8 protein-coding genes are annotated in these 14,751 nt (G+C 34.4%); all 8 read left to right on the forward strand.

What is annotated here, in order from left to right:
* Positions 1–65 precede the first annotated feature (65 nt).
* Positions 66–3,161 (forward strand): TAT-variant-translocated molybdopterin oxidoreductase, encoded by a 3,096-nt coding sequence (locus DIS18_RS06525; protein ID WP_109352194.1) that lies wholly within the window; start codon positions 66–68, stop codon positions 3,159–3,161.
* A gap of 28 nt (positions 3,162–3,189) precedes the next feature.
* Positions 3,190–4,932 (forward strand): NrfD/PsrC family molybdoenzyme membrane anchor subunit, encoded by a 1,743-nt coding sequence (gene nrfD / locus DIS18_RS06530; protein WP_109352195.1) that lies wholly within the window; start codon positions 3,190–3,192, stop codon positions 4,930–4,932.
* A 9-nt stretch (positions 4,933–4,941) separates the two neighbouring features.
* Complete coding sequence (locus DIS18_RS06535) at positions 4,942–5,472, forward strand: DUF3341 domain-containing protein (RefSeq protein ID WP_109352196.1); 531 nt, start codon at positions 4,942–4,944, stop codon at positions 5,470–5,472.
* 8 nt (positions 5,473–5,480) lie between these two features.
* Complete coding sequence (locus DIS18_RS06540) at positions 5,481–6,032, forward strand: c-type cytochrome (RefSeq protein ID WP_245925596.1); 552 nt, start codon at positions 5,481–5,483, stop codon at positions 6,030–6,032.
* A gap of 22 nt (positions 6,033–6,054) precedes the next feature.
* Positions 6,055–7,422 carry a quinol:cytochrome C oxidoreductase gene (locus DIS18_RS06545; RefSeq protein WP_109352197.1) on the forward strand — a complete coding sequence of 456 codons (1,368 nt, stop codon included), beginning with the start codon at positions 6,055–6,057 and terminating at the stop codon, positions 7,420–7,422.
* Positions 7,423–7,451: 29 nt separating this feature from the next.
* Entirely contained in the window at positions 7,452–8,525 is a 1,074-nt protein-coding gene (locus DIS18_RS06550) for a cytochrome c oxidase subunit II (RefSeq protein WP_109352198.1), read from the forward strand.
* A gap of 28 nt (positions 8,526–8,553) precedes the next feature.
* Positions 8,554–10,347: a cytochrome c oxidase subunit I gene (locus tag DIS18_RS06555; protein WP_109352199.1), complete on the forward strand. Its 1,794-nt coding sequence runs from the start codon at positions 8,554–8,556 to the stop codon at positions 10,345–10,347.
* A gap of 231 nt (positions 10,348–10,578) precedes the next feature.
* Positions 10,579–14,751: a gliding motility-associated C-terminal domain-containing protein gene (locus DIS18_RS06560; RefSeq protein WP_109352200.1), complete on the forward strand. Its 4,173-nt coding sequence runs from the start codon at positions 10,579–10,581 to the stop codon at positions 14,749–14,751.

The raw sequence follows: 14,751 nt of genomic DNA on the forward strand, positions 1-14,751 counted from the left end.
TGATTGTAACACTTAGTGTAGTCTAAGTGTAAAAAAATTAATAAGAAGTAATTCAATTATATAATATGTCATCAAACAAGAAATACTGGAAAAGTGTTGAAGAGCTAAACGAAAATAGCTCTATTGTTGAGACGCTAAAACAAAACGAGTTTGTAGCTGAGATTCCTACTGATGAATTTTTAGGTGATAAAGAAACATTAGAGTCATCTTCTACAACACGTCGCGATTTCTTAAAATATGTAGGATTTAGTACAGCTGCTGCATCTTTAGCGGCTTGTGAGGGTCCTGTGAAAAAATCTATTCCTTATGTAGTACAACCAGTAGAGATTATTCCTGGTGTTGCAAATTATTACGCGACTACAATTGCTAATGGATTTGATTTTGCAAGTGTTTTAGTTAAAACGCGCGAAGGTCGTCCAATTAAGATTGAAAACAACACCATGGCAACTACTAACGGTAGTGCAAATGCTAGGGTGAATGCTTCAGTTTTAGGGTTGTATGACAGTTTGAGAGTTCAAGGCCCTAAGAAAGGCGATGCGTCTATTTCTTGGAGTGATTTTGATTCTGAAACAACAAAAAAATTAACTGATATTGCTGCGGCTAATAAAGATATTGTGTTGCTAACACAAACTTTTGCAAGTCCTTCAACTAGTAAGTTGATTTCTGAGTTTAAAGAAAAATATGGTAATGTTCGTCACGTAGTTTATGATGCTGTTTCAGAATCAGCTGCATTAGATGCTTACCAAGCTAAATATGGTGAACGCGGATTAGCAAATTACGATTTTGCTAAAGCGATGACTATCGTTTCTGTTGGTGCAGATTTCTTAGGAGATTGGCAAGGTGGAGGTTTCGACTCTGGATATTCTAAAAACAGAGTGCCAGATCACGGTAAAATGTCAAGACACGTTCAGTTTGAGTCTAACATGTCTTTAACTGGTGCAAATGCTGATAAACGTGTGCCTTTAACACCATCTCAACAAAAAATAGCTCTAGCTAAATTACATAGTCAAATCGTTGGTGGTTCTGTTTCAGGAGATTTACCTACTCATATTGAAGATGCAGTTAAAAAAGCTGCTTCTCAATTGAAGAAAGCGGGAAGTAATGGTGTTGTAGTTACTGGTATTAACGATGTAAATGCACAAGCAGTTGCTATCGAAATTAATGAAGCTTTAGGAAGTAAGGCTTTTGATCCTAAAACACCAATTAAAACAAGACAAGGTAATGATAAAGCAGTAGCACAATTAGTAGCTGATATGAAAGCTGGTAAAGTTGCTGCAATTATCATGAGTGGTGTAAACCCAATATATACATTGGCAAATGCTTCAGATTTTGCTGAAGGATTGAAAAAAACAGAATTATCTGTAGCGTTCTCAATGAAAGCTGATGAAACGTCTACGCAAACACAATATATAGCAGCAGCACCTCATTATTTAGAGTCTTGGGGAGATGTTGAACTTAAAAAAGGACATTATGCGTTAATGCAACCAACAATCCGTCCTTTATTTGATACAAGACAGTTTCAAGAAGCTTTATTAAAGTGGAATGGAAATGATGTGTCTTATCACGATTATATTAAAGACGCTTGGGGAACTAGTATTTTAGGTGGAAGTTCTTTCAATAAAGCCTTACATGATGGCGCTTATGTTGGAACTATTGCTACTGAAGTTGAAGATACTGCCGATGTAGTTGAAGAAGAAAATGCAACACCTTTTGGAAATGCAGCACGCTCATTAGCAGCATCTGCTAAATCTGAAGGTTTAGAATTAACATTATACACTAAAGTAGGTATGGGTGATGGTCAGCAAGCCAACAACCCATGGTTACAAGAGTTTCCAGATCCAATTACAAGAACATCTTGGGATAACTATTTAACGGTTTCAAAAGCAGATGCAGATCGTATTGGTTTAACAAATAAGCATGTTGCAAATGGTGCTTTAAATGGTAGTTATGCAAATGTTACTGTAAATGGTGTAACAGTTACTGCTCCAGTAATGATTCAACCAGGACAAGCAAAAGGTTCTGTTGGATTAGCATTAGGATATGGTAGAACTGCTGGTTTAAAAGAAGAGATGCAAACTGGTGTAAATGCATATGCATTATATCAAAACGCTAATAATGTTCAGAGTGTAACTATTGAACCTGCTACTGGTGAGCATGAATTTGCTTCTGTACAACTTCATAATACTTTAATGGGTCGTGGCGATATTGTTCGCGAAACAACTTTAGAGATTTTTAATACAAAAGATAGAGACGTATGGAATAAAGTTCCAACGGTATCTTTAAATCACGAAGAAACTCCAGTTACTTCACCAGATGTTGATTTATGGGATGAATTTGATCGTTCAATTGGACATCATTTTAACTTATCAATCGATTTAAATGCCTGTACAGGATGTGGAGCTTGTGTAATTGCTTGTCATGCTGAAAATAATGTGCCTGTAGTTGGTAAAACTGAAGTACGTCGTAGTCGTGATATGCACTGGTTACGTATTGATAGATATTATTCATCTGAAGAATCTTTTGAAGGTGATGACAATAAAAAAGATAATATTTCTGGTTTAGGAAGTTCATTAAGTGAATTTGGTGAATTGGAAAATGCTTCTGAGAATCCTCAAGTAGTATTCCAACCAGTAATGTGTCAACATTGTAACCATGCACCTTGTGAAACAGTTTGTCCTGTGGCAGCAACTTCACATGGTCGTCAAGGTCAAAATCATATGGCTTATAACCGTTGCGTAGGTACTAGATATTGTGCAAACAACTGTCCTTATAAAGTGCGTCGTTTTAACTGGTTCTTATACAACGGAAATGATGAGTTCGATTATCATATGAATGATGATTTAGGACGTATGGTATTAAATCCAGATGTGGTTGTTCGTTCTCGTGGTGTTATGGAAAAATGTTCTATGTGTATTCAAAAAACACAAAAAACTATTCTTGATGCAAAACGTGATGGACGTGAAATCAAAGATGGTGAATTCCAAACAGCTTGTTCTGCAGCTTGTAGTAATGGAGCAATGAGTTTTGGAGATATCAATGATAAAGACAGTAAAGTTGCAAAACTTTTAAAAGATGATCGTATGTATCACTTATTAGAAAGTGTTGGTACTAAGCCTAACGTGCAGTATCATACTAAAGTGAGAAATACAACTGAAGCATAAATTTAATTAAAGAATCAATTATATAATTATGGCGTCTCATTACGAAGCACCTATTAGAAGACCTTTAGTTACAGGTGAAAAATCATACCACGATGTTACTGTGGATGTGGCTAAACCTGTTGAAGGAAAAGCAAATAAGCAATGGTGGATAGTTTTTTCTATAGCATTGATAGCTTTCCTTTGGGGAATCGGATGTATTTTATACACAATATCTACAGGTATTGGAACTTGGGGTTTAAACAAGACCGTAGGTTGGGCTTGGGATATTACTAACTTTGTTTGGTGGGTTGGTATTGGTCACGCAGGAACACTTATTTCTGCAGTACTTTTATTATTCCGTCAAAAATGGAGAATGGCAATTAACCGTTCTGCAGAAGCAATGACGATTTTCTCGGTTGTTCAAGCAGGATTATTTCCTATTATTCACATGGGTCGTCCATGGCTAGGGTACTGGGTATTACCAATTCCAAACCAATTTGGTTCATTATGGGTTAACTTTAATTCGCCTTTACTTTGGGATGTATTCGCAATTTCAACATATTTATCAGTATCATTAGTATTCTGGTGGACTGGTTTATTACCTGATTTTGCTATGTTACGTGATAGAGCTATTAAGCCTTTTCAAAAGAAAATATATTCTTTACTAAGTTTCGGTTGGTCTGGTAGAGCAAAAGATTGGCAACGTTTTGAAGAAGTATCATTGGTACTTGCAGGTTTAGCAACACCATTAGTACTTTCTGTACATACTATTGTATCGTTTGACTTCGCAACATCAGTTATTCCTGGTTGGCATACAACAATTTTCCCACCATACTTTGTTGCTGGTGCGGTATTCTCAGGATTTGCTATGGTAAACACACTTCTTATTATTATGAGAAAAGTGTGTAACCTTGAAGATTATATTACAGTACAACACATTGAGTTAATGAACATAGTCATCATGATTACCGGTTCTATAGTTGGTGTAGCTTATATTACAGAGTTATTCATTGCATGGTACTCAGGTGTAGAATACGAACAATACGCTTTCTTAAATAGAGCAACCGGACCTTACTGGTGGGCATATTGGGCGATGATGACTTGTAATGTATTCTCTCCACAATTTATGTGGTTCAAGAAATTAAGAACAAGTATCATGTTCTCATTCTTTATCTCAATTGTAGTAAACATAGGTATGTGGTTTGAGCGTTTTGTAATCATTGTAACTTCGTTACATAGAGATTATTTACCATCTTCATGGACAATGTTCTCACCTACATTTGTTGATATTGGGATTTTCATCGGAACAATAGGATTCTTCTTTGTATTATTCTTATTATACTCTAGAACATTCCCTGTTATCGCTCAAGCGGAAGTAAAAACAATTTTGAAATCTTCTGGAGAACGTTATAAAAATATAAGAGAACGAGGTGATAGTTTAGTAGGAACAGGTGCAGATGCAAGAACATCTGGTAATACAGTTGCTAAACCTGCTGCTAAAGCTAAAAAGGAAATAACTTCAACTGATGGTAATTCAGCAAAAGTGAGTAACTTATTAGGAAGCATTGGTGCTTTTGATGCTGCTACTCAAACTGCTGATGATTTAAAGAAAATAAGTGGAGTTGGACCTAAAATGGAAGGCATACTTAATAGTATTGGTATTTATACATTCCTTCAGGTTAGTAAGATGACGAAAAAAGAATATGATTTGTTAGACTCGATCACTGAATCTTTTCCAGGAAGAGCAGAACGAGATGATTGGGCAGGACAAGCTAAAAAATTAATAAACTAAATATAGTCAATGGAAGCTTCAAAAGTTATTCACGCTATTTATACCGATGATGATATTTTAATGTCTGCCGTTAAAAAGGTTAAGGAAGAAAGACATCACATCGAAGAGATATATACACCGTTTCCGGTTCACGGACTAGACAAAGCTATGGGATTAGCACCAACACGTATTGCTATTACAGCATTTATGTATGGTTTAGTTGGTTTAACTGTAGCTATTCTAATGATGAATTTCATCATGATAGAGGATTGGCCTCAAAACATTGGTGGTAAACCAAGTTTTAGCTACTTAGAAAACATGCCTGCTTTTGTACCAATTATGTTTGAGCTTACAGTGTTTTTTGCAGCTCACTTAATGGTAATTACATTTTACTTACGTAGTAGAATGTGGCCTTTTAAAAATGCTGAAAATCCTGACCCAAGAACTACAGATGACCATTTTTTAATGGAAATAGCCGTTCATGGAAATGAAAAAGAATTAGAAAGCTTGTTAGCAGAAACTGGAGCAGTAGAAATTAATTTAGTTGATAAAGCCCATTAATAAATAATATGAAAAGCTTAATTAAAATATTAGTAATAGCAGTTGTTTTAGTTGCAGTGTCTTGTAAAAAAGATACAGCACCAAACTATCAATTCATGCCTAACATGTATGAGTCTGCTGGGTATGAAACTTATGGAGAAGCAGCATTTCCTAACGGCGTTGAAGCACAAGTTCCAGCTGAGGGTTCTATCCCAAGAGGTTTCGTTCCTTTTGATATCGAGAATTCTACAGCAGGTTATGAGTTAGCAAAAGCAACTTTAAAAAGCCCACTTGATTCTACTCAAGTAGATTTAGAGAGAGGAAAAGAGATTTATAATATTTACTGTGGTATTTGTCATGGTAATAAAGGTAAAGGACAAGGGAACCTTGTGAAGCGTGAAAAAATTCTTGGTATTCCAAGTTATGATGACGCTGGTAGAGCTATTAATGAAGGAAGTATTTACCATACAATTTATTATGGTAAAAATGCCATGGGATCTTATGCTAACCAATTGAACGAAGAAGAACGTTGGCAAGTAGTTTCTTATGTATTAAAGTTGAAAGCTGATTTAGAAAAGTAAGATTGATAAGATTATTATAGATATGTATACATTTTCAAATAAATTAAAGACATTTTCTTTCATTCTAATGATTTTAGGAGCATTAGGTGTAGGATATGGTTTTATGACATCTCATAAATCTTTTGAAGAAGTTGAGCACTTACTTGCAGAAGAGTCACATCACGGTGGAGGACATGGTGAAGAGGCTGCTCATAATGAAGCAAGCCACGGTGCACATGCAACAGTTGATACTCACGCTGAAGGTCATGGTGAAACAGCACACACAGAGGTTGATGAACACGCTAAACACATTAAGCATGTGCAACATCAAATAGCAAACAGACCATGGTCTGCGCTATATGTTGCGGCATTTTTCTTTATGATGATTGCTTTAGGTGTTTTAGCCTTTTATGCGATTCAAATAGCATCACAAGCAGGTTGGTCTCCAGTACTCTTCAGAGTTATGGAAGGTATGACAGCTTATTTATTACCTGGTGCTTTAATTGTATTAGGAATTGCAGCAGCATCTCACTTTATAGGTCATAATAACATATTCATTTGGATGGATCCTGAAGTTGTAGCTCATGATAAACTGATACAAGGAAAATCTGGATGGTTAAATATTTGGGGTTTCATTATCAGAGGATTAATTTTTATTGGAGGTTGGAGTTTATACCGTCATTTTTCTAGAAAATTTTCTATCGCTCAAGATACTGCTGAAGATAAAAGTAACTTTAAGAAGTCATTCCGTATATCAGCAGCATTCTTAGTATTCTTTATATATACAGAATCAATGATGTCTTGGGATTGGATTATGAGTGTAGATCCTCACTGGTTCTCAACATTATTTGGATGGTATGTATTTGCTAGTATGTTTGTAAGTGGAATTACTGTGATTGCTTTAATTACTATTTATTTAAAATCTAGAAATTACTTAGAGTTTGTAAATGAAAATCATTTACATGATGTAGCTAAATTTATGTTCGCATTCAGTATATTTTGGACATATTTATGGTTCTCACAATTCATGTTAATCTGGTATTCTAACATTCCAGAAGAGGTAACATATTTTGTAACACGTTTCCAAGATTATAAATTACCATTCTTAGGTATGGTGGTTATGAACTTTGTATTCCCAATATTAATGTTAATGAATGCTGATTACAAGCGCATACCTTGGTTTGTAGTTATGGCTGGTTTAGTTATTCTATTCGGACATTACATTGATATTTTCAATATGATTATGCCTGCAACTGTTGGAGATAGATGGTTTATAGGCATTCCAGAAATAAGTTCAGTATTACTTTTTGCAGGATTATTCATATTCGTAGTGTTTACTGCTTTAACAAAAGCACCATTACTTGTAAAAGGATATCCTTTTAGAAAAGAGAGTGAAGAATTTCATTATTAATTAGATATAAATAAAGACGAACGATACCAATGACTGCTTTATTAACAATTATAGTTTTAGTATTTATTTTAATTGCCATTTGGCAAATGGTAAAGATTTTCGATTTAGCTCAAGCTAAAAACGAAAATTCAATTGCTGGTGTTGCTACCGATAAGGATAACACATTAAATGGTTACTTGATGATGGGATTTTTAGCATTCATCTATATCATAACTATTTGGTGTTTTGTTACACTTGGCGATTTACCTTTAATGTCAAATTCTGCATCTGCTCATGGACCAACTATTGATAATCTTATGATTATTTCAATGGTTATTATATTCTTTGTTCAGACAGTTACTCAGTTTTTATTACATTATTTCGCTTATAAATATAAAGGTGAAAAAGGAAAAAAAGCTTTATTCTTTGCTGACAACAATAAATTAGAGGCTATTTGGACTATTATTCCAGTAATTGTATTAGCTGGTTTAATTATATATGGTTTAAGTACTTGGATTAACATTATGGGTGTTGATGAAAGTGATGACCCTTTAGTAGTAGAATTATATGCACAACAGTTTAACTGGAAAGCTAGATATGGTGGTGCTGATAATACTTTAGGTAAAGCAAATGTGCGTTTAATTGATATTGATCGTGCAAACATTTTAGGTTTAGATGAATCTGACCCAAATGCTCAAGATGATGTCATTACAACAGAATTACATTTACCAGTAGGAAGACCAGTATTATTTAAAATGCGTTCTCAAGATGTTTTACACTCAGCATATATGCCTCACTTTAGAGCACAAATGAATTGTGTTCCAGGTATGATTACACAATTTGGATTTACACCAACTGTGACTACTGCTGAAATGCGTCAAACACCTCAGATGGTTGAAAAAGTTCAAAATATAAACAATATTAGAGTAGAGAACAGTAAAAAACTTGTTGCAAAAGGAGAAGATGCTTTAGAACGTTACGAGTTTGATTACTTATTGCTTTGTAATAAAATTTGTGGAAAATCTCACTACAATATGCAAATGAAAATTGTAGTTGAAACACAAGAAGAATATGATGCTTGGATTGCAGAACAAAAAGAATTCAAGAACTCTTTAGTAAACTAATTTAAAAAAGAAAAAACGATATAAGATTATGTCAGCACACGCAGATAACCACGCTCACGACGACGATCACGGACATCATCATAAAGAAACGTTTGTAACTAAATATATATTTAGTCAAGACCATAAGATGATTGCTAAGCAGTACCTAATTACAGGTACTATTATGGGTGTTATTGGGGTTTTAATGTCAATGATGTTTCGTATGCAAATTGCATGGCCAGAAGAGCCAAACGTATTGTTTGAAGCATTATTAGGAAAATGGGCACCAGATGGTGTTATGGATGCTGATATCTATTTAGCATTAGTAACAATACATGGAACCATTATGGTATTCTTTGTATTAACAGCTGGTTTAAGTGGTACGTTTAGTAACCTATTAATTCCATTACAAATTGGTGCACGAGATATGGCATCTGGTTTCTTAAATATGGTTTCTTATTGGTTATTCTTTGTGTCTAGTGTAATCATGGTAATCTCTTTATTTGTTGAAGCTGGTCCTGCAGCTGCAGGATGGACAATTTATCCACCATTAAGTGCATTACCAATGGCACAAGGTGGTTCGGGTATGGGTATGACTTTATGGTTAGTATCTATGGCTATCTTTATTGCTTCTTCTTTATTAGGATCATTAAATTATGTTGTTACTGTAATTAACTTACGTACTAAGGGAATGTCTATGACTAGATTACCTTTAACTATTTGGGCGTTTTTTGTAACAGCAATTATTGGTATTATTTCATTCCCTGTATTATTATCTGCAGCATTGTTATTAATCATGGATAGAAGTTTTGGAACATCATTCTTCTTATCAGATATATTTATTCAAGGTGAAGTATTACATTACCAAGGAGGCTCTCCAGTTTTATTTGAACATTTATTTTGGTTCCTAGGTCACCCAGAGGTATATATTGTAATATTACCTGCAATGGGTCTAGTTTCAGAAATTATGGCATCAAATTCTCGTAAACCTATTTTTGGTTACCGTGCAATGATTGCTTCTATATTAGCTATTGCATTTCTTTCAACAATTGTGTGGGGTCACCATATGTTTATTTCAGGAATGAATCCATTTTTAGGTTCTGTATTTACATTTACAACCTTATTAATTGCGATTCCATCAGCTGTAAAAGCCTTTAACTGGATAACAACACTCTGGAAAGGTAATTTACAGATGAACCCAGCCATGTTATTTTCAATTGGTTTTGTATCAACATTTATAACAGGAGGTTTAACTGGAATTATTTTAGGGGATAGTGCTTTAGATATTAACGTACACGATACATACTTTGTAGTAGCTCATTTCCACTTAGTAATGGGTATATCTGCCCTATACGGTATGTTTGCTGGTATTTATCACTGGTACCCAAAAATGTTTGGACGTATGTTAAATAAAAACTTGGGTTATATTCACTTTTGGGTAACTGCAGTTTGTGCTTATGGTGTGTTTTTTCCAATGCACTTTATAGGTATGGCAGGTTTACCAAGACGTTATTATACAAATAGTAACTTCCCATTATTTGATGATACTGCAAATGCAAATGTTATTATTACAATATTTGCTTTAGTTGGAGGCGTTGTTCAAATAGTATATTTATACAATTTCTTTGCAAGTATTTTCTATGGTAAGAAAACTGTTCAAAACCCTTGGAAGTCTACAACTTTAGAATGGACTGCACCTATAAAACATATCCATGGTAACTGGGAAGGAGAAATTCCTCATGTTTACCGTTGGGCATACGATTATAGTAAACCAGGACATGATGTAGATTTTGTACCTCAAAACGTACCTTTAAAAGACGGAGAAGAGGAACTTCAACACTAAAAATATAATACACATAGTTTATAAAATAGCTCACTTATTTAAGTGAGCTATTTCTGTTTAAAGGCATATTTTTTCGATGAAATGTAAATTTTTATTAAAAAAGTCGATGAAATACAAAAAAATCAGTTAAATTGCAATCAGAAATATTTATGTACTAATTCATATAATTTGATTTAGGATAATATAGATTAATTCTATTGCTATTAATTAAATGATTTTAACTTTTCAACTATGAGAACCAAATCTACTAGAAAGCATGTGTTATTATATACATCTTTTTACTTGCTGTTCTTTGGGTTATCTTTTTCAAGCTATGCTCAATGTCCAGTAATTACCGACCCAACTCCTCCATCCATTTGCGATGCTTCGGGTTTTACTTTTAACGATTTAAATACTTATGCTACCGATGGTGGAAATGGTATTGTTTGGTATGATGCTGCTACAGGTGGTAGTCTATTCAATCCTACTGAATTAGTTTCAGAGGGTGTCTATTATGCCGATGATAATTCTGGAACTTGTGGTTCTAGAGCATCAATAACTATAGATTTTGTATTAGATGATTCTGGTCAAAATTTAGATAGAGTGTATTGTAGTAATGAAAATGCTACAGTACAAACCTATATAGATGATGTTTTACAATCTATTATTCCAGTAGGAGGTTCAGTTGAAGTGTATAATGATGTTGACTTAACAAGTTTAGCAAATTCTGCTGATACAATCCCAGTTGGAGCTACAAATTTTTATGTTGTTTTTGTTGATAATGGTGGTTGTAAAAGTCAATTAGAGCTTGCGCAATTAGGTGTGTTTAGTGCACCTACAGATCCAACACCTTCAACTCCACAATCATTCTGTTCAGATAATAATCCTACAGTTGGAGATTTAAACCCAGGAACAACAGCTACTAATTTTAATTGGTATGCTAGTATTGATGGTTCAGGAGATCCTGTTCCTCCAGCATTATCTGCTTCGACACCACTTATTGACGGGAATAGTTATTATGTTCAAATCAATGATGTTTTTTGTGATAGTAATCCAATCGAGGTTGTTGTGAATATAGATATCCCAGTTGATCCAGGTACTCCAGGAAACTTAGAATATTGTAATGATAATTTACCAGCTTCAGATTTTGACTTATTTGATGAGTTAGGTGGAACTCCAGACAATACAGGTTCATGGTCAGGGCCATTAACCACGTCAAATGGAAATAGAGGTACAGTAAATATTTCAACATTAACAACACCGGGAATTTATGCATTTACTTATACAGTAACAAGTACTGGAGTGTGTCCTGATGGTGTTTCAACTGTAACTATTCAAGTTTTTGAAACTCTTTCTTCGGGAACCCCATCACCTGCAAACCCTACTTCATTTTGTGAAGCGGGATTACCTTCGGCATTCGATTTGTTTACTCTTATAGAAAACCATGATTTAGGTGGTCAATGGACACAAGGAACTTTAAGTTCAGATCCTGTGGTAACTTCAACAATTGATTTAACAGGATTTACTCCTGGAACTTATAATTTTACATACACACAAAATTTACTTCCTAATCCATGTCCAGAAGAATCTACAACGGTACAAGTTATAGTGCTTCAAGATCCAAATGCAGGAGTGGCTATAAATGATACTTTTTGTGAAAATGATTTAGCTTCAAATTCACCTTATAATTTATTTGATGCTTTAGATGGTTCTCAAGACAATAATTCTGGAATTTGGACTGATGCAAGTAATAATACAATTTCAAATCCAATTGATATTACAGGTTTCACAATTTCTGGCAGCCCATATTTATTCACTTATACAATTGATAATGGAACGTGTTCTGATTCTGAACAAATTTCGATTATTATTGAAGATGCTCCAGAATCTGGAATTCCTGTTTCTACTTTTCCTAATTATTGCGAAGGATCAGCACCGTCAAGTTTTGATTTATTCGATTTGTTAGAAGGTGAAGATCAAACAGGTCAATGGTATGTAGGGACAGATAATACAGGTGCAACAACAGTTAATCCATTAGATTTATCTGGATTTATTCCAGGAACTTACGATTTTACATTTGATGTTGATGCCATTGGGAGTTGCGATGATGTACTAGTTACAGTACAAATAATAATTAATCCTTTACCAATTACAGGTACACCAACATCACCAACGTATTGTGAAAATGATTTAGCGGCAAATTCACCATTAGATTTATTTGGTCAATTAACCGGAGAAGATGCAGGAGGAACTTGGACAGATGATAATACTTCTGGAGCCTTAACAGGTAGTGATGTTGATTTAACAGTATTGCCAATTGGTACATATAATTTCACTTATACAATAACAGATTCTAATAATTGTACAAACAGTTCAACAGTAACAATAGTTGTTGAAGATGCACCCGAGTCAGGAACAGCAAATACACCAGTTGAGTTTTGTGTTTCAGATATTACTTCAGGTCAAACATATAATTTATTTGATTTATTAACAGATGAAGATCAAACAGGAACCTGGAATGATGATGATAGTTCAGGAACTTTAATAGGTAATATTGTTACAATAGATGGTCTAGCTTCAGGAACATATAATTTTACTTATGATGTTGATGCCATTGACTCTTGTGATGACGTAAATGTAACAGTCAGCATCATTATCAACGATACGCCAGCACCTACAGCAGTAACTCCACAAGAGTTTTGTGATACTGCAACTGTTGCCGATTTAGTTGCTACTGGAACTACTATTCAATGGTACGATGCTGCAACAGGAGGTAATCTTTTAGCAGACGCAACCGCTTTAGTTGATGGTCAAATTTATTATGCAACTCAAACAGATGCAACAACAAATTGTGAGTCATCAGTTAGAACAGCAGTAACAGCATCGATTTACCAAACACCAAGTGCAGGCGATCCAAATACGAACCCGATAACTTCTTGTAATAGTAATATTAGTATTGATTTATTTACTGGATTAGATGGCACTCAAGATTCTGGAGGAGTATGGCAAAATGATGATAGTGTTGGTAACTTATCAGGTAATATTTTTGATGCTACAGGAGTTTCAGCTGGTACATATAGTTTTACATATTTAGTTACAGCTTCAGCACCTTGTGTTGATGATAGTGAAACTATAACTGTTACTATAGAAGAACCATTAAATGCAGGTTCAACAATAAACCCAGATTTAGATATATGTAGTAATGCAGGTACAACAGATTTATTTTCATTATTAGGAGACGCAGATACAGGAGGTGTTTGGTCTCCAGCAATGACTAGTACTACAGGAGTTTTTGATCCATTAGTTGATGTCGACGGAACATATACTTATACGCTAACAAATAGTTGTGGAACGTTTACAAATCAAGTAGAAGTAACCGTTACATTGGCACCAAATGCAGGTACAGATAATACCTTAGCAATTTGTGTTGGTGATGGCACAACAGATTTATTTACTTTACTAGGAACAGGTGCTCAAAGCGGAGGAATTTGGTCTCCAGCTTTAGACAGCGGAACAGGTGTGTTTGATCCAGCAGTTGATACTTCAGGAACATATACATATACAGTTACTGCAGTAGCACCATGCTCACCAGATTCAACTGCAAATATTGTGGTTACGGTTAATGATTCTCCAACAGTGATTGTTTTAGATGCAAATCCAGAATTCTGTTTGGCAGATAATCCTACTGTAGATGATTTATCAGTAAGTATAAGACCTACTGGAACTGTAAACTGGTATGAAGATTTAGCACTTACATTACCTTTAACTTCTACTGATGCATTAGTTAATGGTGAAGATTATTATGCAACTCAAACTAATGGGACTGGATGTGAATCATCAACACCAGTTCAAATTAATGTTGTAATAAACGATGCACCAACACCAACAATAGATAATTCGACTATTGATTATTGTATTAATGATAATCCTACTATTCAAACATTATCAGATAATATTATTGAGTTTGATAGTAGTACAAATAACTTAAGATGGTACGATACACAAATGGGTGGTTTAGCGCTTTCAGAAACAGCATCACTTACAGATATAACATATTACGTAGTATTAGTAGACCCTGTAACTGGTTGCGAAAGTAGTGTTCGATTACCAGTAACTCCAGATTTAACTGCTTGTGGAAAAATAAATCTTCCTGATGGATTCTCTCCTAATGGAGATGGCACTAATGACACTTATGATATTGATAATCTTGATATTTTATATCCAAACTTTGAGTTAGAGATATTTAATAGAAATGGAAACATCGTTTATAAAGGAAATGCAAATACACCAAGATTTGATGGAACTTCAAATCAAGGTAGAGTTGTTGTAAAAGGAGATTTACCAGTAGGAGTGTATTTCTATATTTTCAGATTTAACGATGGCATAAATAAACCAGAACAAGGACGCTTATACTTAAGCAGATAA

This window comes from Algibacter marinivivus (assembly GCF_003143755.1).
In the GTDB taxonomy this organism is placed as follows: Bacteria; Bacteroidota; Bacteroidia; order Flavobacteriales; family Flavobacteriaceae; genus Algibacter_B; species Algibacter_B marinivivus.

What these genes read in the sequence shown, in the direction of transcription:
- DIS18_RS06525 (WP_109352194.1), top strand. Translation starts at nt 66, where the DNA reads ATGTCATCAAACAAGAAATACTGGAAAAGTGTTGAAGAGCTAAACGAA.
- DIS18_RS06540 (WP_245925596.1), top strand. Translation starts at nt 5,481, where the DNA reads ATGAAAAGCTTAATTAAAATATTAGTAATAGCAGTTGTTTTAGTTGCA.
- DIS18_RS06545 (WP_109352197.1), top strand. Translation starts at nt 6,055, where the DNA reads ATGTATACATTTTCAAATAAATTAAAGACATTTTCTTTCATTCTAATG.
- DIS18_RS06555 (WP_109352199.1), top strand. Translation starts at nt 8,554, where the DNA reads ATGTCAGCACACGCAGATAACCACGCTCACGACGACGATCACGGACAT.
- DIS18_RS06550 (WP_109352198.1), top strand. Translation starts at nt 7,452, where the DNA reads ATGACTGCTTTATTAACAATTATAGTTTTAGTATTTATTTTAATTGCC.
- DIS18_RS06560 (WP_109352200.1), top strand. Translation starts at nt 10,579, where the DNA reads ATGAGAACCAAATCTACTAGAAAGCATGTGTTATTATATACATCTTTT.
- nrfD (WP_109352195.1), top strand. Translation starts at nt 3,190, where the DNA reads ATGGCGTCTCATTACGAAGCACCTATTAGAAGACCTTTAGTTACAGGT.
- DIS18_RS06535 (WP_109352196.1), top strand. Translation starts at nt 4,942, where the DNA reads ATGGAAGCTTCAAAAGTTATTCACGCTATTTATACCGATGATGATATT.